The sequence below is a fragment of the Alteromonas gilva genome (assembly GCF_028595265.1).
Taxonomy (GTDB): domain Bacteria; phylum Pseudomonadota; class Gammaproteobacteria; order Enterobacterales; family Alteromonadaceae; genus Alteromonas; species Alteromonas gilva.
In genome coordinates, this window is sequence record NZ_JAQQXP010000003.1 from 145,074 (window position 1) to 166,172 (window position 21,099).

14 protein-coding genes are annotated in these 21,099 nt (G+C 48.0%); 11 read left to right on the forward strand and 3 right to left on the reverse strand.

Annotation, left to right across the window (positions count from 1 at the left end; translation table 11 throughout):
- Positions 1-228 precede the first annotated feature (228 nt).
- Positions 229-1,371 carry an AraC family transcriptional regulator gene (locus tag OIK42_RS17020; protein WP_273642286.1) on the forward strand — a complete coding sequence of 381 codons (1,143 nt, stop codon included), beginning with the start codon at positions 229-231 and terminating at the stop codon, positions 1,369-1,371.
- Between the two features lie 167 nt (positions 1,372-1,538).
- On the opposite strand, the gene OIK42_RS17025 is transcribed toward OIK42_RS17020, so the two are convergent.
- Both OIK42_RS17025 and OIK42_RS17030 read right to left on the reverse strand, forming a co-directional pair.
- Entirely contained in the window at positions 1,539-2,483 is a 945-nt protein-coding gene (locus OIK42_RS17025; RefSeq protein WP_273642287.1) for a sulfotransferase family protein, read from the reverse strand.
- Positions 2,473-5,097 carry a beta-N-acetylhexosaminidase gene (locus OIK42_RS17030; RefSeq protein ID WP_273642288.1) on the reverse strand — a complete coding sequence of 875 codons (2,625 nt, stop codon included), beginning with the start codon at positions 5,095-5,097 and terminating at the stop codon, positions 2,473-2,475. The genes OIK42_RS17025 and OIK42_RS17030 overlap by 11 nt, the downstream gene beginning before the upstream one ends.
- 646 nt (positions 5,098-5,743) lie before the next feature.
- On the opposite strand from OIK42_RS17030, the gene OIK42_RS17035 reads away from it, so the two are divergent.
- The 8 genes from OIK42_RS17035 (at position 5,744) to OIK42_RS17070 (ending at position 16,939) form a co-directional block, all read left to right on the forward strand.
- Positions 5,744-8,401 (forward strand): TonB-dependent receptor, encoded by a 2,658-nt coding sequence (locus OIK42_RS17035; RefSeq protein WP_273642289.1) that lies wholly within the window; start codon positions 5,744-5,746, stop codon positions 8,399-8,401.
- Between the two features lie 66 nt (positions 8,402-8,467).
- The gene (locus tag OIK42_RS17040) at positions 8,468-10,105 is read left to right on the forward strand and encodes a tetratricopeptide repeat-containing sulfotransferase family protein (protein ID WP_273642290.1); all 1,638 of its coding nucleotides are present in this window, start codon (positions 8,468-8,470) and stop codon (positions 10,103-10,105) included.
- Positions 10,095-10,703, forward strand: coding sequence for an aspartyl/asparaginyl beta-hydroxylase domain-containing protein (locus tag OIK42_RS17045; RefSeq protein ID WP_273642291.1), 609 nt, complete (start codon positions 10,095-10,097; stop codon positions 10,701-10,703). The genes OIK42_RS17040 and OIK42_RS17045 overlap by 11 nt, the downstream gene beginning before the upstream one ends.
- Positions 10,704-10,734: 31 nt before the next feature.
- Positions 10,735-11,175 (forward strand): protein-export chaperone SecB, encoded by a 441-nt coding sequence (gene secB / locus OIK42_RS17050; RefSeq protein ID WP_273642292.1) that lies wholly within the window; start codon positions 10,735-10,737, stop codon positions 11,173-11,175.
- A 139-nt stretch (positions 11,176-11,314) separates the two neighbouring features.
- Complete coding sequence (locus OIK42_RS17055; protein WP_273642293.1) at positions 11,315-12,817, forward strand: Ig-like domain-containing protein; 1,503 nt, start codon at positions 11,315-11,317, stop codon at positions 12,815-12,817.
- 551 nt (positions 12,818-13,368) lie between these two features.
- Positions 13,369-14,097: an MBL fold metallo-hydrolase gene (locus tag OIK42_RS17060; RefSeq protein ID WP_273642294.1), complete on the forward strand. Its 729-nt coding sequence runs from the start codon at positions 13,369-13,371 to the stop codon at positions 14,095-14,097.
- Positions 14,033-15,739, forward strand: coding sequence for a hypothetical protein (locus tag OIK42_RS17065; protein WP_273642295.1), 1,707 nt, complete (start codon positions 14,033-14,035; stop codon positions 15,737-15,739). Before OIK42_RS17060 ends, OIK42_RS17065 begins: the two co-directional genes overlap by 65 nt.
- Positions 15,740-15,925: 186 nt before the next feature.
- Positions 15,926-16,939 carry a GGDEF domain-containing protein gene (locus OIK42_RS17070; protein WP_273642296.1) on the forward strand — a complete coding sequence of 338 codons (1,014 nt, stop codon included), beginning with the start codon at positions 15,926-15,928 and terminating at the stop codon, positions 16,937-16,939.
- A gap of 126 nt (positions 16,940-17,065) precedes the next feature.
- Here OIK42_RS17070 and OIK42_RS17075 read toward each other — a convergent pair whose 3' ends face one another.
- Complete coding sequence (locus OIK42_RS17075) at positions 17,066-17,329, reverse strand: DUF7218 family protein (RefSeq protein WP_273642297.1); 264 nt, start codon at positions 17,327-17,329, stop codon at positions 17,066-17,068.
- 209 nt (positions 17,330-17,538) lie between these two features.
- On the opposite strand from OIK42_RS17075, the gene OIK42_RS17080 reads away from it, so the two are divergent.
- Both OIK42_RS17080 and OIK42_RS17085 read left to right on the forward strand, forming a co-directional pair.
- Positions 17,539-19,011, forward strand: a complete 1,473-nt coding sequence (locus OIK42_RS17080) for a sensor domain-containing diguanylate cyclase (protein WP_273642299.1) — start codon at positions 17,539-17,541, stop codon at positions 19,009-19,011.
- A 265-nt stretch (positions 19,012-19,276) separates the two neighbouring features.
- Positions 19,277-21,019 carry an amidohydrolase gene (locus tag OIK42_RS17085; RefSeq protein ID WP_273642300.1) on the forward strand — a complete coding sequence of 581 codons (1,743 nt, stop codon included), beginning with the start codon at positions 19,277-19,279 and terminating at the stop codon, positions 21,017-21,019.
- The last annotated feature ends 80 nt before the right edge of the window (positions 21,020-21,099 follow it).

Sequence of the window (21,099 nt, forward strand, 5' to 3'; positions counted from 1 at the left end):
CATACAAATAAAACGGTCAGCAAAGCAGATGAAGCTTGTATAAGTTGCAGCAATTAATTCTGGTTATAGGTGTTATTCTAATTCAATGCTGGGGACTGAAATTTTGCTATTTACGCGAGGCCCAGTTTTAAAAAGACTGTATAAATTATAGATTTATACTCATCAAGCGATAATTTTATAGTACTATAACGGATGGAAAGCGAACCCGGGAAGTAAGGGGGAAAGTGGGTGCTTGAAGTCTCTTTTTTCAACTTTCACGATATTATACTCATTACCGTAGTATTTGAATGCCTGCTCATGACGGGTATGTTGGCGTGGAAGGAAAAAGGTAAAAACATCAGTAATTTGCTGTTAGCCTCATTACTGCTGGCGAATGCCGGTTACCTGATTGATACGATCACGTACTGGAATCTCAATATCAATGCCTATGCGTCTCAAATATCGCCAAACCTGTTTTTTTGGCTGGGGTTTTGTTCGTTCCTGAAAGGGCCTTTGCTGTTATGGTATACACGTTCCTATATATTTCGTAACTTTGCCTTTAGTCGGCTTGATCTGCTGCATTTGTTACCAGCCCTGTGCTACCCCTTTTATATGTACCTGATTTACTATCAGCAAGATGATGCCTATAAACTGGCAATTGTTGGCAGTTATGACGTATTGATTAGCGATCCCTGGTTTCGAACACTGCGCTGGGCGCAGGATTTTGGCGTTATCTTTTACGGCTTTTATTGTTTATATCTTCTGTCAGAACACAAAAAGCAATTGGCCAGCATTTATACCAGCTTTAATCGGCGCGAGTACAAATGGCTGCAAATTTTAGTGTGTGGGTTTTTATCTATCTGGGTTTGGATCTTTTTGTCTTACCTGCAGGTGTGGGTAACGGATTGGACGATTCCCATTGGCACGATTAGTAACTATTTAAATTTTATTCTGGTTAATGTGTTATTGGTTTATGGGCTGAGTAATTCCAACGTGTTTGATGAATTGCCGCCGCAGTATTTGGTGAATAACAGCAAAACCCGCGAAGATACCCACTTTCCTCACGTTGATCTATTAAAGACCAAAATGGAGCAGGAAAAACTCTTTGCCCGTAAAGATCTGACCCTCGAGCGACTGGCTGATGAACTGTCGATTCCTGTTAAAACGTTGTCCCGTACCATTAATGGGCATTTTCAGAAAAACTTCTTTGAATTCTTAAGTTTTTATCGTGTTGAAGAAGCCAAGCGCTTGTTACAGCATGAGCCAGACTTAAGTATTCAGCAAGTCATGGATAAATCCGGATTTCGCAGTAAGTCGGCATTTAACCGTTTTTTCAGAAAGTACGCACTTGATACCCCCAGTGAGTACCGCCGCAAACACATGTCCGTATAATGTTTTAACGAAAAAAGCGCCAACAGGCGCTTTCGTTTAGCCGTTGATTAGGCGGTGCCACTAGCTACCGGCACTGTAACTGGCGATAAATAAAAATAGAAAATACACCACAAGTGCTGCGAGTAACGCTAACACTATAATACGTGGTATTTTGGTGAGTCCTTTATTCATGGTGAGTCCTTGAGTGTAGAGGTGTCAGCAAAGCGTTGAGTCGCGAGCATAGTATGCTTTATAGCGTTTTCATGCTTTGCCAGTTCGGCTGAAAATCGCTGCCACTTATGACTGTCAGGCTGAGACAAAGTGGTCGCTGACAGGGGCAGAGCATGCGCACGTAAACGTCGCGCAGAAGGGCGTAACCGTAACCCGCAGAATGATGCCAGTCTTTGTAATTGACTAACGGGTTCGTCAATAAGTTGCTCATAAGCAATCGCACACCAATGATGCTGCGGCAATTCGCTAAGCCGCGTGCGTATAGTCTGGTTGGTTTGCAGCCACTGAAAGGTCGCAATATCAGCAATGCTGGCATCTTTAACGGTGCGCCAGCCTGGCGGCAATAAAAAACACCAGTTGCGCTGCACAAACCCCGGCAGATCTGGAAATGTAACAAAGTGCCCGGTGCGTTGCCCAAACTGCCATCCCTCGATAAGACTGGCAATATTTTGCTGGCCATTGCGATACAAATAAATGAATCGGGCGTGGGGGAATACCTCTCTCAGGAACGGAATGTTCAGTGCATTGCGCGGTGTTTTTTCTATAAATACGGGTTGTTGTTTACCGCTGCAAACCGCTTCCCAATCTGGTGGTGAACCATCTTGGTAACTCAGCTGTGACGCAAAGGCCTGGCGCAAATGTTGGCTAATTTCTGCGGTGGCGTGATGACGGCTGAGACTGCCAGAATCATAGTTAGCGTTTTCTTTATGCAGCTCGGGAAAACGTCTGTAAATACTGTGGCTTTCGTTGCCGATACTCAGGCAGGGCAAATGCTGTGTGAGTAGTTCAAACAATAATGTACTGCCAGCGCGAGGCGCTGACAGGACAAATATCGGCCGGATGTTTTGCCAGACCTCTTTGCGTCCCGGTGATATCAGGTGGGCGGTATTGCTACTGTGCATTACCGCTCGCCACCAGTGAGGTAGAAACTAGCAAAGAACGCCCCGCCCGCAGGTTATCCGCTGATCGTGCTCGCACTTCAACAACCCCCTCTGGCACGTCTACCGGGCCTGAATAGGTTTGCCACACGCCGCCGTTTATCCGGTACTCTAATGGCAAACCCGGCAATAAAATATTGATATGGAGCTTGCCGTTGTCTATTTGGGCGCCCACGGTTGGAATGCGATAGCCAACATCCAGCGCATCTAACTTGAGTAACTCTTTTTGTGCCAACGTATTGGCGAAGCGGTTAAAGGCCTGATCTCGGGCCGTGCGTGCTGCCCGACTAAAATAGCCAGTGTTCTGATTATATGATTTGCCGTCCGGGGCGTAACCAGGCTCCCAATCAGCGCGATGCCACGCGCGTTCTGCCAGGGCTATTAAGCGCGGAAATATCATCGTTTGTGCCTGCCATTCATTGCGTATTGTTTCTGACCATAAGTGCCCCTGGATACCCAGAACCCGACGTCCTGGCTGTTTGACGGGGGTATCGCTAATGCTAAAAGGACGCTCATGCAGGTTGCGCCATACTTCGGCATGCATAGGCAGATTTTCCGGCATATAGGAAAACACTTTGCGGCTATTAATGTGTCGTGCGGCCCAGTCGTAGCCACGCTCTTTAGGATGCGCCTCATGGGGCATATCAAAGTAACTGACTTCCGGCAATGACAGCACCACATCCCAGCCCTGATTCAGATGCTTGTGGGTCAACTGGGTGGCATTGTCTGCAAGTAACGCCCATATATGCGACTGCACCCGGGCCGGCATATTGTCGAACTCGGTATGGTCAAGGCCATCATTCCAGCCTGCTGGTACGATATTTTTTTGTGCCAGCAGATTGGCGATCCGCTCAATAAAATAGCCGCCCAAATTAAGGTTTTGCGGGTTAGTTTTTTTGCGTTCGGCAAGTAGTGCCTGACAGGCAGGAGATGCTAACCAGGCGCCAGGGCTCTCATCACCGCCAAGGTGATACTTTTTCATGGTTAAGCCAGCCTGCTGATAGAGCTCGCTGAGCTCATCGACAACTTTCTCAACAAAGCGATAGGCGGATGGCATGCACACGTTAATGGTATTGTCGTTATAGTTTTGAATGCTGCGGTAGGCCGTTTTGTCGTTAAAATCGGTTAACAGGTACTCTTTGGCCAGGTCGGGTTGGCCCTCTGCCATATAACGACGGTAACGTGCTTCCATTGCTTTAATTGCAGCACGAGCATGTCCGGGCATGTCAAAGGACGGCAGAATTTCGATGTGTCGAGCGTCTGCGGCCCTGAGAATGTCGATAAAATCCGCCTTTGAATAGAAACCGTTGACCGGGGTATCACGAGAGGGGCCGCTGCCTAGCTGCGGTAACAGGCAGTGTTCTTCGGTAAGGTCATGACAACGAAAGCCGCCAATGTCAGTGAGCTCTGGCAAGCCGTCTATTTCTACCCGCCAGCCTTCGTCATCGGACAAGTGCAAATGCAATACATTGAGCTTATAGGCTGCCATCTGGTCGAGCAGCTCAATCACGCTGGATTTGGAATGAAAGTTACGCGCAACATCCAGATGCATGCCTCGATAAGTAAAACGGGGTTGGTCGGCAATAGACAACGCGGGCAATGTGCTATCACCGAGTTGCAGCAGCGCGGTGACAGATGCCAGCGCGTAGGCAGCACCTGCAGGTGTAGCGCTGTTAATGGTGATGCCGCTGGCTTCAATGCGTAATGAGTAGGCTTCATCAGGGAAGCGCTCTGCCGCGCTTCTGATAAGGGTGACCGGCAAGCCCTGAGCTGATGATGTTACGCCCAGTGCGCGAAGTCGCTCAATGGCTGGCTGCACGTCTTCACGACGAAAACCGTCAAAGATGAAATGCAAGCCATTACGTATATCGGCTGGTTGAGCGTTCAACAAGTTGTAACTGGCCGGAGTAGGAATAATAGCCTGGGCGATGTGCTCGTCAGTCTCACTGAGGTCGCGATTATTGGCATATAGCGTGGTCGCCGTGGCCCAGGGGGTCATGTCATCTGGGGTGGTACGAAACTGACGGTGTGGATCGGTAAAAGTGGCGACATGGCTGAGTGTGCCAATGCCAGTATGGGGGTCGGTGAGTTCACGGGTGGCGGTAATAATTTGTGGTGTGAGCCCGCTGGCCGTCGCGTAGTAGTTTGGCAGCGGTTTGTACTCAGTGTAGTGATTGCCTTTTAACTCAAGTGTAACAGTGTGAGGAATACTGGCTTTAAAACCGCTAAATTCGGGCGACGGTGTCAGGACTTTTAAATCACCGTTAACCAACTCAACATCAAGGTCATTTGCCGATACAAAGCTGAGTTTATCTAATTGGCTCAGGTATACTTGCCAGCCGGTCGGGCTGAAGTCGAAAGGCAGCGTTAAATCGAGTTGAATACGATAACAAGGCACTCCTGACTGGCACTGGTCGGCAGGGAGGTTGGCCAGCACACGGTATTTCACATCCAGGTGAGCAGCGAATAAATTAAGTTGTTCTTGTGTGATGGCGGCGGCAGCTTTGCTACTGGTTGGCAGTACAGCAAGCAGGATGATAATAATCAGCGAGTGCAAGCCACTAAAAGCTCGAAACATAAAGTTACCTTGTTGACGTTGTTAGCGATAGTAATGGGAAAATCCTAACAAAGGCGTTTTTTTTACTCTATACAGGGGCTTAATGTGGCACTCCTTTCTGCTTAAGCGACACCCGGGTGGCGGGTAGAAGCACTTTTTAAGGGTGCACAGGCCTGAAGTGGTACCACAATGACACAAAATGGCACCTGATCAGAGAGGCAATGTTTCCTCACTACGTTTGCTGTCTGTCCACGTGTTTGGCAATTATTGGCCGCTGGCAGTTTTACAAAAGGGCAGTATGCGAACCCAACATGGGGTGGCGTTCAGCACGTAAATAGCAGGTAATATGTGCAATGATGATTGGCTTTCAACCCGCTCAAAAAAAGTATACGTTTCGGAAAATGATGTGCCAGATTCAGACTTCAGAATATAAGTACCTGCCTGTAAGCTGCGAAATACCGGTGTTTTTGTACCACTTTGGGTAATTTTGTACCACCTTAGGTTTGTCGATTGTCCTTGTGTAAAGGCGTTGTTAGCTTACATCACGTTGCTGCGGTATGCAGTGATTGGACTGAGCAAAGCAAACACGTTTAAACGTGTAGTAATTATATAAAAATGATTTGCCAGTGACTCTATTGAAAACAACACTGAAGTGGTGGAAAGGTAAATGTTTACGAATCACAACAAAAAACAAGTGGAGCTTCGGCTGCCCTATGTGAATCGCACAAAGCAATATGCGGGTTTATTGCCGCTGGCGTTCTTTGTGTCAGTTCAGTCGATGGCAGCCACCACCGATGATAAAAAAGAAAAAGAAAAAATTGAAACCGTGCTGGTTACCGCTCAGAAGCGGGTCGAAAATATACAAAAAATTGCAGTAAGTGTTAACGCGGTATCGGGAGCAGTGATCCAGGATCATGCCCTGGACGATTTTAAAAGCCTGACCGATTTATTACCCGGCATTACCATCACGCAGCGAAACGACCCACGCTCGCTGGGCTTTAATATTCGGGGAATCGGTTCTCAGCAAACTCACATTGGGGTAGAGCCAAGCTCGGCGGTTGTGGTTGATGGTGAAGTCATGGCGCGTAATTCGTCTTTGCACGGCGATATTGGTGATGTAGAGCAAGCCATGGTCCTGAAGGGCCCGCAAGGGACTTTATTTGGTAAAAATACCGTGGCAGGTGCTTTGGTTATTAATACTAACAGGCCACAAATAGGCTTTAACGAAGGCTCGGTTAGTCTGCATACTGCTGAAGGTGAAGATAACTTCATCGGTGAGTATAAAATCAATGCTACTTATAATGCGACCATAAATGACAGCGTTGCCATTCGCTTAAATGCCTTTACTAAAGACCAGGACGGATGGATAGAAAATGTGTTTTCAACCGGTCCCAATGGTGGTGAGTCAGACGGCTCAGGCGCGCGTGTGCAAATGTTGTATCAACCGAGTGAGTCACTGGATATGTTGTTCAGGGCCGAATACTCTGATTCAAACTTTGGCCCGGGCATTCGTGTTTACCGCCAGTTAGATCGACCGATTATTCCTGAAGAAGATCTCGCCGGACTCACTGAGGCTGAACGCGAAGCGGCATTAACGACTCGTCTGCACGAGATCTCACGCACGCCGGAGGGCATGTGGAATGATAAAACATCGGCCTGGAATAACCGTAATTTTGGTGGCACCAATAACAAAGCGGCTTCCTTCGAACTAAATTACGATTTCGACAGTGACTATCAACTGACTTACACATTACATGGCCGTGACCATCATATGTATACCAATGAGTCGGTAGCTTCAGTTGCGGTAAATGTCTCTCCCTATTCCTGGGCAGGCCCGGTTGACACTGAAACCTTCCAAAACGAATTGCGAATAGCGTCCCCCCTCGGCGGTAAAGTCGATTATGTGATGGGATTATTCTATTACCATGCGCGGATAGAGCGTGAGCGTAAAACACTGTTTTGTAATGACCGCGGACTGGAAAATAGTACGGTTGATGAAAACTTTAATGTGCTCGAATGTGGTGACCAAAATGCCTGGGCTCCCGGCGAGGCCACGCTGTACCCGTTTGATTTTAATACTTCAAGTCCCGGTGTGTTTAACGACTGGATTGGTGGCATTACTAACCGTCACCTGAAAAATAATGTGATCACCCATGACAACGTTGCGATGTTTGGTCAGGCCAACATCCATTTTACAGATAAATTTGTCGGGGTGGCGGGTGCGCGTCTGTTAAATGAAAATCAGGATTACCGCATTGATACGCGTATCGAAGAACGCGATCCTGACAGTGCATTTCAAACATCGCAGAAAAGCTCTAATGATACCGCGTTGGTTTATAAGCTGGCCGCCCAGTATTTTGTTAATGATGACGTAATGGTGTATACCAGCTATACCACAGGGTATAAAGGCGTCGCATGGAATACTGAGAACGATCTTACACAAGAAAAAGTGGATGCCGAATACCCACTGGCGGCTGAAGAGTCGACCAACATCGAAGCGGGTATTCGTTCAGACTGGCTGGACGGCGATTTACGCGTAAATGCTACAGTGTTTTCGGCCGAGTTTGATCATTACCAGGATCGCATTCGCTATGTGAAAGACGACGGTCAAAGTGAATTCCCTATTCTCGATTTTAAACTGATTGATGCAGGAGTTCTGGATTCACGCGGACTCGATCTGGAAGTGCAGTATCAACTGTTCGATGACTTCAGATTTGAGTTTACCTACAACTATCTGGATGCAGCGTTTGGCGAAAGTGATGCCATGATTGCGTGTACCGATGCGGTAGCGGACCAATGTACCGAAGCGCGTACATTCCGTCGTTGGTTCGATACCAGTCGTACTCAAACCTTGTCGTTATACAGTCTCAGTGGTAAGCAACTGGCCAATGCGCCGGAAAATCAGTTTAAACTGCATTTGGTGTACGACTTCGAAATGGCGAGTGGCTGGGACGGTTATGTAAGGGCCAGCTATAACTGGCAGGATGATGTATCGCCACACCATGGCGGTTTGGAATCACACCCTGAGTTGACGACCGAAGCATTTGGTATCACCGATGTGTCGCTGACAATGTATTCACCTGACTCAAAGTGGAACTTCTCACTGTACGTGAAGAACCTGTTTGATGAGCATTATTACGTGAATCAGAGTAATTACGGTGATGGTCAGCAAGACCTTTCTATTGGTGGTTATTTTGTGGCGGTACCTGAGTTGCCGGGTGGCACAGCCTATGGGCTTGGCTATTGGCGCAGCGCGCCAAAGGCGGGCAACGTGCCGCGTAACTTTAATCGCTACTTTGGTGCCAGAGTTACCTATAACTTCTAAGTTACGCCGGCTCACTGTCAACAGGTGGTGAGCCGGATACGAGTGCGAATACAGGTGGTTTACGTAATGAATGTACCGACTGACAGTCAAATGACATCGCGGGACTCGCGTCAGTTAGCGCGCGCTCAGGAGTATGTATTTAATGAACCCAGGTATGCGCTGGCATTGCTTAACCGGTTGCTCAATAAAGGGCATCAGACGCAAAGTATTTATACTACCAGAGCAAAAGCATACCTTAATATGGGAGCACATTTACGCGCCTTTGACAGTGCTGAACAAGCGTTGCAGTTTGGCCCCCTGAACGCCTCTCTGGTGGCCTTGCAACTCGAAGCAGCCCTGGCTGTGGGCGATCATAAATCGGTGGTGAGACTCATTGCTCAGTCGCTTAACGACCCCTCACTAAGCCGCCTATTGCAACAAGATCTGGCCCAGGCAGCACATCTGAATAATCAGAATGAGCTGGCCGAAATGTTGTATTTACGTTTACTTAAAGAGGCACCAGATAACGCACTTTATCTCACGCGTTTAGGCGCGATAAAACAAAAGTTGGGCGATATGACCGCGGCGACAGAATGTTACGTCAAGGCGGTTAATTATCGGCCGGATTATGCGATCGCGTACAACCTGCTGGCTAATGTGGCACGCAGTAGCCACGGCGATAATCATCTGAGTTTACTCCAACGTGGTTTGTCAGAGTGCGGTAAGGAACCAGAGGGTGCCGCATTACTTAACTATGCGCTGGGTAAGGAGTACGAAGATCTGAATGACCCCGCGTTAGCCGCCAGGCACTATGCTCAGGGGGCGGCACAAATGCGTTCAATGTTTGAGTATAACTCCAGCGCGGTTGCCGACTCGTTTGCCATAACGCGAGAACATTTCACCCGGCATACCACAGTCAATTTACCCGCTGCTTCGTGTCTCGACGCAGATGATATGCCGACCCCGGTGTTTATTGTAGGGATGCCCCGAACCGGTTCAACGCTTATCGAACGTATCCTGTCGAGTCATGATGAGGTGGTGGCGATGGGCGAGCTTAGTAGTTTTAAAGCCAGTATGAAAGGTAGCGTTGAGTATCAGGGAGGCGATGGTTTTCACCGGAGCTTTTATCAATGTAACAGTGCGCACATAAATTACGCTGAAATCGGCCGACAGTATTTGGAGCTGGCTTGCCCGGCCGCCACATACGTGCGGTATTTTACCGACAAGTATCCATTAAACTTTATGGATCTTGGCACCATTGCCAGGGCGTTACCGAATGCCCGCTTTATTCACACAGTGCGCGATCCCGGTGCTATTTTATGGAGCAATTACAAGCAGATTTTTACCCACGGCATGTATCAGTACTCCTACGACTTAAACGAATGCGCACAGTACATCAGTCATTACCAGCAGCTTATGCAATTTTGGCATCAGCAGTTTCCGGGACGGATTTTAGATGTGAAGTATGAAGAGTTAGTTGGTGATATCCGCAGTGGCGTTAGTCGCTTGTTAACGTTTTTAGACTTACCCTGGCAAGACAAATGTTTGCAATTTCACCAGCAAAAAAGTGCGGTGGCTACGGCAAGTGTCAGTCAGGTGCGTGAGCCGGTTTACACTCGTTCAGTGTCGGCATGGAAACACTACAGTCGCTTCCTGTCACCAGGACTAGACCAGCTCGAAGCGATGGGCATTGCGCCAGAAAGAGAGCCTGTAAATGTATATTGAAGAAGATTTCAGACCGTTAGGTGAGGTCAATATTAAACCGCTGGCTGCCTACGTTAACGAACTCAGCGATACCGATTGGATGCAGGACAGTCATCGTCAGCAAACCTACGCGCCGCATAAACAAACCCAAACCATTCCGTTATTGTTTGATGAGGATTTGCGTCATCAACAGGCTACCGCCTATCCCCACATGACCGAACTGGCTCCGTTACTGGAACCGGTATATACGGCGATTGCCGGGTATTTTGCGTCATCGGTTCGCCAGCGAGCGCTCGCCAGGCGCTATGGTGAGCCTTATTTTCAGCGCATCATTCTGGTTCGCTTAGCTGCGGGCGGATGTATTGATTTACATGCAGATCATGGCTTTTCATTATCCCGGTGTCACCGTATCCATGTTCCTATTTTGAGTCATCCGCAGGTTTTGTTTCAGGTCGGCGACTCCGAGCGTTGTCTGTTACCAGGCGAAATATGGGAAATTAATAACCGACGCATTCATGGGGTAACAAACCGCGGTTGTGCGCCGCGAGTTCACCTTATTCTGGATTACGTGATGCCTGGTGAAAAAATTTTTGAACCCGATGCAGTATTACAGGCGTGACACTGCATCAATAATAATAAGAGGCATAACTATGCAAGCAACCAGTGGCGACAAGAGCTATATCCTGAAAAAAATCTTTATGAAAGACGTTGCCTGTGAGGCACCCAAAGGGGCAGAGGCAATGTTAATGCCCAAAGGGCCTCCGGCTGTCAGCGTGGATGTGGGTGGCAAGTCGGAGCGCGTCAGAGATAATCTCTGGGAAGTGGAATTGTCACTTAACATCACGCTGCAGATTAACCAAACCCCGGTCTTTGCAGTTGAAATCTATCAGGCCGGTTTGTTTGAGTGCGAAGGACTCAGTGAAGCTGAATTGCATCGCGTCTTAAATACCGATTGTATGGAAACCTTGTTCCCTTATGCACGGGAAACCATCGATTCGTTAATTGTAAAAGCGGGCTTTCCAGCGATTAGCTTGCAGCCAGTTAACTTTCATGGACTCTATGCCCAGGCCATGGCAGAGCAGGCTAAGTAAGGTGTGCCACTTGGCGACAGGTGGGTGCCAGGTTAGGAATGGACGTTGTGAGGGGCGGCAGCCCTTGCTAGGTTTTTTCGGCCATTAATGAAATGGCTCATGCGACGAAGCTGTCGCGTTAACGATGCAGGAGAAAACAATGAAAAGCGTCATTCCTATAGTAAGTGTTTGGCTGGTGCTGCTGAATTCCGCCTTGGCAGCGGTACCGTCGATAAGTCCTAATACCCCCACCTCAAACGTGGTGTCGGTAGCAATTGGCGAAACCGTCCAGTTTAGTATCAGTGCTACTGATAGTGACAGTAATTTAAGCGGGGCAGAGTGGTACGGCCACGGTGATAATCCGTTTGTTGGCTCTGTATATGATGCCAATGGCGATACCAGTAACGCCATATTTAGCCGCGCACATGCGTTTACATCGGCAGGCAATTATACTATTGCCGTTGTTGTTTACGATGCCGATTATGGGTATTCCCAGGCTGTTGAGTGGCAGGTTAGCGTTGTATCGCAGCCGCCGGATTTTTCGTCAACACCTGCAAGTCAGCTTGGCGGCAGAGGGCTTTATGTAAACGATTTTGATGACGTGTTAGCCAGTGCCAGTGCAACAAATAAGTTGCTGGCACATATTCAGGCACACCAGATTACCAAACTCACTTTGTATGATTTGCATACGCTGCTGCCGGCTGCGTCGTCGGCGATTTCTAATTTCATTTACAACGCGAAGCAACTGGGCGTGAATTCTGTTGGCGCTGCGGGCGGCAGCGAGGCGGATTTTGACCGCATCATGGTGTACCAAAACAGTGCTCAATATGCGAACAAGTTCGATACGCTGTATCTTGAATATGAGTACTGGAATAACAATCAGAGCTTTTCGTATTTTCTGAGTGTGCTCGACTACATGGATTCTGTTGGCGGTACGATGCCGGTGGAAACCTATCTGGGCTGGCCCGACAGTGCCGATTACGCTGCGATTGCCAGTCGCGTGGATAATTTGTTTTTACATTGCTATGTAACCGATGCAAGCATTGCAGTCAATTACTGCAAAACACGCTTACAAGCCTTTGGCGAACTGTATGACAATCTCAACATTTGGCCGATTTTTTCGGCTGAATGGCGCCCGGCTACCACCTGTGACAACCCACCATGGCCGGTTGAGTCGTTATGTTTCATGGGCGACTGGTTTTCCAACTATGGTATAGCTGCTGCAGAATCAGAGTTTCTTAATGATTACAATGCGCTACAGGAAAGCTGGCAATCGGGTATTCACCTGCCGGGCTTCTACTATTTTGCTTATTCATTTTTGGATGAGGCCGTCGGCTCGCCGAATACCCCTGACTACGGTGACGCGCCAGTATTGGGCCTGTTAAGCCCGTCTGCGACCACGGTGTCGCTTGGTCAGAGTGTAACGATTTCGGTAACCGCGACGGACAACTCAGGCAACCTCAGTGGCATAGAGTGGTACGGCAACGGCGATAATCCGTTGGTGCAGTATGTGGGTAATGTCGGTGGTAACGGCAGTAGCGCAACTTTTAGTCGTACTCATCAGTTTAATAGTGTGGGTACCTTTAATATTATTGGTGTTGCCTTTGATACTAATGGAAATTACAGCAACTCCATTGCCAGTTCGATTACCGTAACGCCCTGAGCAAATCTAATTACCTGATAGCGCCACATATAAGGTCATCAGGACATCGTCAAACTTCGCACAGCTAAGCGCGAAGTCGCGTTAAAGTTATCGATAAAAGGGGCTCTACGCAGTAATGAGTCCTTGTTGCGAGTAGACCTGTTGAGTGTGTTTCAGCAGGATTTACTCGCTTTTTTTATGGGTTACCGGGCTTGTGTCAAGCATGATAGCGTACCTTCCTGCAAGCGTTAGCCAATCCGGTCCTCGGGTATGCTTTTACTGAATAACCCCGGCATGATTAAACGTATATCGTAGCTCAGGCGTCGAATTGGCTGGTTTTCGTGCTTGCAACGGTGTTATCCCATGAAAAACTGACATATGATACGCTCGGAAGCAGGCGCGACGATTTTACGGCATTAGTAGTAGGGCCCGGGAACACTCCAGCTTCTTGGGTTGCGGTAAGGAATACCAGGTGCCAGTGTGACGCTCTGGCTTTACTCAATCGTACTTTCTGCCTTTATTTATGCAGTTGGCGTTTACATTATCAGTCCCGGAGAAGGTAGCAGTTACATATGACCCGCGTTTTTAAAATGATCGGTACCGGAAGTTCAGATTCATCAACCATGTTTAACACCAATGCGGCGGTGATGAATGATACCAAGGCGTTTCTGATTGACTGCGGTCTGACGGTAAAAAGTGCGCTGAATGAATGTGGTATCGGGTTTGATAACATTTCTGGCATTTTCATCAGTCATGTCCATGGCGATCACGTGTTCGGACTTGAGCGGGTTGGTTATGAATACCTGTTCAGGTTAAAAACCAAAGTGCCGCTTTACATTAAAGCAGACATTTATCATGAGTTGTGGGACCAAACACTGAAGGGATCGATGGGCAGGATTGGTGAAGGTGAGGCCACGCTTGAAGATTTTTTTGACGTCAGAATCATTCAGGATAACCGCTTCACCCACGAGGGTATTCACTACGAGGTATTCCCCGTCAGGCACACCCCCGGCAAACCCTGCTTTGGTGTGTGTATTAATGATAAAATCCTCTATACCGCAGATACGCTGACGATCCCTGATATTCTTAACGCTTATCGCTACACCTATTGTTTCCACGACGTGTCTTTACAGGAAGGTAATCCGGTTCATGCTAATTTAAGTGCGTTAATGGAATACCCACAAGCGGTAAAGCAAAAGATCTATTTGATGAGTTACAGTGATGATTGGAAGGAATATGAACATATCGTCTCAGAACACTTTGCCGGCTTCGCAGAGCAAGGAAAGTCAGTCGAGCTATAGCACCGTTCACTGCGTATACACCGATCTGAAACATGCCAGATTTTCCGTTATTCTGGACAGTCAAAGGGGTCTTCAGTTTGTCTATTGGTTGGAGCTGAAAAAGCTTGGCATCAGACATTTAAACGCCGATGACGAATTATGTGCCCGGTTTATTGTTAAAGACAAACGCACCATTGAACGCGGCCTGGCAGTGGTCTCTGCGGTGTGTTTTGACAAACCGGCTGATAAGCCCGGCGTAGAGTTGCACGAGGCAAAGCGATTTGATGAAAACGGTCTGAAAACACTGTTAGCAAAAGGCTCACCTTTGATCGTTTTCAGAGGGTGTCGTTTTGATCGTGTGAACCTGGAGGCGCTGGATGTTGCCACAACCGTCGCGTTCTTTGACTGCGATTTTGATGATGATTTCAGGTTGATTGCATGCCGTTTCCCTAACAGTTTATGGTTTTCCAATAGCCGGTTTCATAAACATTTCAGCTTAAAGTCGTCACAGATTGAGGACAGTATCCACATGGAATCGTGCGACTTTAGCGGTCCGGGTGGGGTATCTTTTCGTGGGGTGCAGGCAAACAATATTTATTTAGACTTCGGCGTGGTGGGGTGCGACGATATCGTTTGGTTGAATGAAATCACGGTACCTGGCGTTGTCTCCGTTGGCGGCACGTTTAACAATGATATTGAGTTGATTGGCAATCAGGATGAGGAAACCTCATTGACCCGCTGCACAGTCGGTGCGGTGTATATGGGCCATGAACTTTACGATTCGGAAAGCGCTAATACCACCCTCATTAATGCCCGGTTTAAATGTAAAGACTGTGACACTCAAGCACTCGCTGTTGCCAACACGACCATCAAAGACTGCGTTATTTCGAACTCGACCATGGGCAGTATTTCCTTTGTAGATGCGACCATTGAAAAAGATTTAACCCTATCGGACGTTGCAGCAGGGCAACCGGAGAATACATCATTGATGCTTGAGCGAAGCTCTGTTGAACGTCACCTTAAACTGTTCGACAACCGCTTGTCGGGCGATCTTTGCTTACAAAATTCGACCATCGGTGGCAATGCCTACTTAGAGGATAACCAGTTTGAGGGTGGCCAGATACAACTTAATCGACTGAGTGCGGCCAGACTGGTGTTTCTGCCTATTCACCATATCTACCAGAAGAAACGATACTTTCCATTGTCGTTAACCCCGCGACGTTTTATCGTCGATGAACCAACAGAGCCTCATAAATGCGCTGAAGTGTATTGCGCTCTGAAAAATTGGTTTAGTGACTCGGGGCAGTTAGATGCAGAGGATGATGCCTATTTTTATATGCGTCAGCGACAGCCACACCATGCGCTCACCCGACTCATTTTTGGTTATATTTTCGGTTGGGGAGTCAGGCTCAGAAACATTGCCATCTCTTCAATGGTGCTGATAGGTCTGTTTGTCATGATCTTTAAATACTACCGACCGGAGATGGATTTGTTGGTTGCGCTGGCATTAAGTGTACAAAGCTTCACGGGCAATTTTTTTGGCAAGTGGCCAGACTATGAGCCGAGCGGCCTGGTTGCTGGCTTTGCGGTGCTGGAGTCAATTTTTGGACTGGTGTTTATCACGGTGTTTATCGGTGCCTATATCCGAAAACTGCTAAGGTAAGACGTTGTTGTATTCTCAGACCTTTACAAATATTAACGTGTTAATTGGCACTATTGTGACTGTTTCAGCTATGCTTAAAGCGAAGTGTGCGGTGCGCCTCATCGGTTCGACAGGTTACGCTTTTTATTCCGACAGTTGCTACAAGCGGCCGTTCCCTAACGCAAGATACTCTACAGACGCCTGGTTATGTCAAAAGAACTAGAAACGTCCTTTGCGACGTTAAAACAAACGATTCCCCTGCTGCTTAAGCACAATATTCCGGCTATCCCGACAAACTATGCGATCTGGTATACCTATGTGAGTAATGACTCGCCGGAACTCAATGCAACGATAGATGCAACCATTGAAAATCAGCAGGTGATCTCAGAAGTAAAAGCCAAAGAATGGTATCGAAATTATCTGGCTGATTCACAAGAGGTTAATGCCTGGCAATTACGGCAAACGCTCGAGGCCATGCTGATTGAGCTGTCACAAAACGTTAGCGATACCCGTTCTGACACTCAGAGTTTTAACCGTTCTATGGACGGCTGCCTGGAAGATTTGAACAAAGTAGAAAAAGAGGGCTGGAGCCTGGAAGAAGTCATGGGGCTGGTGCGCAACATGGTAAAAGAAACCCAGCAAATCCGGCAAAGTACACTCGGGTTTAATGCGTCGCTGGCTACCGCTGAGAAAGAAATCTCCCGCTTACGCGTGCAGCTTCAGGAGACCGAAAAAGACGCCTATTATGATGCCCTCACCGGGCTGCGTAATCGTCGCTATTTTGATGCAGAGTTTGCCGCTAATCTCAAAAATGAGACGTTGTCGTTAATCATGGTCGATGTGGATCATTTTAAAAAGATTAACGATTGTTTTGGTCATCTTATGGGCGATATCGTACTAAAAGCGGTGGCAAAAAAATTAAAAGCGCACTGCCGCGAGGGCGCCGACGCCTTTCGGTTTGGCGGTGAAGAGTTCGTTATATTACTGCCTAACACCAATCTGGCTCAGGCAAGACATCGCGCTGATGTAATGCGCAGAGCCATCGAAAAAATCACCGTAGTGAATAAACGTACCAACGACAGCTTAAATGACATCACCGCAAGTTTTGGTGTGGCGCAATTGCAACCTAACCAAAGTGGCAAGCAACTGTTAGAAACGGCTGATAAGTTAATGTACGAAGCAAAACGATTGGGCCGTAACCGGGTCATGCCAGTTTGTTAGGGAGTGATTAACCACGTGCCTGACTGCATAATCACCTGAAATTGTGTCTCTGACACTGGCTCGCGCCGTCACAGCAGGTGGCTGGTGTGAGCCGCCGCTGTCAGGGCAATAATACAGGGCGTTGGATCAGTGGTTTCGTAACGCGTCGATAAGCTCTTGCTTATTCATCTTTGAACGCCCGTCAATGCCTATTTCTTTGGCTCGCTGGTACAGCGCCTGTTTGGTCCACTCCTCGTATTTTTTACTTTTACCGCCTTTTTCGGACGGGTGTTGCTGAGGATTCGCCTGTGCATTGGCAATGCGTGCGGCTTTTTCTTTGCTGTAGCCTTTATCACGTAATTCCTCATAGGCACTGTCGTTCTTAATTTGCTTGCCATGGTCTTTCGTCATAAAAAAGCCCCTGCGTAAAGTTGATTTTATTGCCATACTAAAATACCCGAGACCAAAGCATTTGGCTAAAATTGTTTTGTGCTCCCCTGATAAAGCCGCATGTTGATTATGCCTGCGTTGATATGTTGGGTAAGGAAGGGGATTGGTTGCGGCGGTTCAGGTGCGCAACGTTATGGCGTTTGAACATAGAATATCGAAGAGGCCTTTATTTGAACAAGAACGACATTGCATTAATTCTGCACTCACTACCTGTCTGTGCATTGTTTATGGGTACCAACGAGCAAGTTATTCAGCTTAACAATGAAATGGCCCGGGCCTTTGGGCTGGTCAACCGCAATGTACTTGAGCTGAACGAAGTGCGTATTTGTGATAGTGATACCCAGGATGAGTTAGTTGGCGTGCTTGCGCCGCTGGCAGATAGCGAAGCAGATGCAGTCATGTGCCGAAAAGTCATTGTTCACATTCGTGGCTGGTCGCAGCCTTGTATAATGAAACGCTCATTGTTTGAGTACAACGGCGATAGTTGGTTGGTAATGTGTCTGCACTTGCCTGGTGAGCAAGTAACATCCGGCGAAGAAGGCAATATAGAAGTAACAAGGCATATCGAATTTAATCAGCTGCTGACTCAGTTCTCCTCTAAGTTAATAAACGCCAGTGCCAACGAACTCGATGTCATCATTGACCAAAGCCTCGCGGCCTTCGGTGTATTCTGCGGTGTAGACAGGTGTTATTTATTTGAGTTTTCGGATGACTCGACCACCATGTCTAATACGCATGAATGGGTCGCGCCCCATGTGCAACCCTATATCGACAATTTACAGGACATGCCAACCAGTGATATGCCGTACTTAATGCAGCATATTGCGACAGGCATTTTTAAAGTTGATGATGTGAACAAGATACCGGATCACGCTCTTTCCGAGCGCAAGGAGTTTCAAAAAGAGGGGATTGGTTCCCTTTTGTGCGTAAGAATAATGGTCAGTGGTAAAACCTATGGCTTTATTGGTTGTGACATCATAGGACGCACCTACACCTGGAATGCCTTCGATATAGAATACTTAAAGCGTATTGGTGAAATGCTCGGGAATACCCTGCAAAACCTCTATAACCAAAGAGCACTCCAAGAGGTTCAGTCGGCGTTGTTGGAGGCCAACAGGCAACTTGAACAACTTGCTAATATCGACGGTTTAACCGGTATTGCTAACCGGCGACTTTTTAATTCCACCTTAGAGAAAGATATCGCTGAAGCGGCTCAACACAAAGCGTCTCTCAGTTTACTGCTTATTGATGTTGATGCGTTCAAACTCTTTAATGACAGGTACGGCCACGTTGCCGGTGATGAAGTATTAAAAGAAGTAACCGCCACACTGTGCGATAGCTGCCTTGGTAACGATGACCTGGTGGCGCGCTACGGGGGCGAAGAATTTGCCGTGATTCTGCCGAATACCAATGCAGAACAGGCGCTGAAAGTTGCCTCTCGTATTGTTCGAAAAGTGAGAGAGCAAAACATACCACACCTGGGCTCAACGCATGACAGCAGACTTACTGTCAGTGCTGGCTTGGTGACTGCAGCGTTAACCGCCCCTGTGAGCGGCTCCGTGCTGGTCGATAAAGCAGACAAAGCGCTTTATCGTGCCAAAGAGGCGGGTCGGAATTGCGTTCGGGTATCTGAGTTTAGCTGATTACGGGAGCACCCGTACCCGGGGTTAGTTTATGTCTCGCCAATACGCTAAATGCTTTTGTGAACATTACGCTGTGAATCAGCCGCAATGGGTTGAGCTGAACAGATGTTGGCCTTCTCAACAGCACAGACGCGACAGTATGTAAGTAAAACAGATTGATTATCCGCAATCACCTTGATTATTTACCGACACGATTTGTGTGCAAAGTTAAGGTAGTATGATGCAACGTTTTATATTCTCGTGTACTTAATGAAGGGAGATATCCATGCGCCTGCAACACTATCTTATAAGCGTTTGTGTGTTATTGATGACCGGCACCAACGCTTTGGGCGGCGATTCAAAAACGTCTGCAAAACCACCTGGTGATTTAAGTGCCGAGCGTTGTCTTGCGGCAGATTTAGTGCTGCATAACACCACAATCTATACGGCAAACGACCAGCAATGGACGGCGCAGGCCGTTGCTAGTTTAGGGGGTAAAATTGTCTTTGTGGGCAGTGAGCAGGATGCTAAAGCCTACATGTGCGGGAGTGCTGAGATCATCGACCTGGCCGGAAAAACGGTGTATGCAGGGCTAACAGACAGCCATCAACATTTGGAGGGGGTGGGGCGGCGCACAAAAACGTTAAGTTTGTTTGGTATTCCTACTCTTAAGGCAACCGTCAACAAAATAGCGTCCTGGTCGGCAACCGTACCTGATGGTGAATGGGTATTAGGCCGGGGCTGGATTGAGCGGGAATGGACCGACGAAAAGCGCTTTTTAACCAGACATGATGTAGATGCTTTTACCCAAACTAAGCCATTATTTATGCCCCGGGCGGATGGTGTGTCTGCGCTGGTTAACTCTAAAGCGCTGGAGCTCGCTGGCATTACCAAAGAAACGCCTGACCCTGAGGGCGGTAAGTTTGAGCGCGATCCCGACGGCACCCCTAACGGTTATGTTTTGGCCAATGCTATGAATGTGTTCAGAGCCATTATTCCTCAGGACACCGACGAGTATTTAAAAGATAATTTGTTGCGGGGCTTACACGCCAATGCGGCCATGGGCTGGACTCAAACACAAGATGCCGGCATGTCTTACCGGCTTGTAGACTTAATGAAAGAAATTCACCGCGAGGGCAAGATGTCGCACCGCGTGTATGCGTCAGTGCCCGTTTTGGAGGCGCAGGAAAGATTCCGCCGCGGCCGGGAACAAACCTCCGATAGCATGTTTGAGGTACGGGGCATAAAAGTCTTTATCGACGGCACGTTAGGCTCGCGGGGCGCGGCGTTAATCGAAAACTATGCCGATGCGCCTCACAATGGCTTCATGAACAGAATTACGCAGCAAGCCCTGATGCCCGTTTTGTACGATGCGCTGCGACATGGCGTACAGATCCAAACCCATGTTATCGGTGACAGAGCTGTGCGTTCGCTACTGGATTGGTACGAAGACGCTTACAACGCAGTGCCAACTGCTAAGTGGGCCAGCAAGGACTTGCGCTGGCGTATGGAACACGCGCAGGTCATTACGCCTGAGGATCAGCAGCGCTTTGTGGATTTAGCGGTACTGCCTTCTATGCAACCCAGCCATGGTATCGGCGATCTTAATTTTGCCGGTGACCGCTTAGGTCCAGAGCGTTTGGTGTATGCCTACCCGTGGCAATCACTGGTCGACAAAGGTTTAATGATATTAGCCGGCTCCGACGCGCCGGTAGAAATTGGCGATCCTCGCATTGAATTCTACGCCGCTGTGGCACGTAAACGACTCGATGGCACATCGGGGGCCGGCTGGCATCCTGAACAGGCGGTATCGCGAAAAACTGCGCTGAAAATGATGACAATCTGGCCGGCCTACGGTGCTTTTCAGGAATCGCTGAGGGGATCGGTAGAAGTGGGTAAATATGCCGACTTTAGCATTTTCGATAAAGACTGGTTATCAGTGCCTGAACAGGACATTTTAACCAGTCAGGCCATCATGACCATTGTGGGCGGCAAAATTACGTATCGTAAACCGGCGGTATCGGATTAACTCAGTAATCGGGTACACAATTTTCTTCAACGACATGTCACCACTGATAATCAGCGGCGAGGGGCTGGATTGTTAAATGA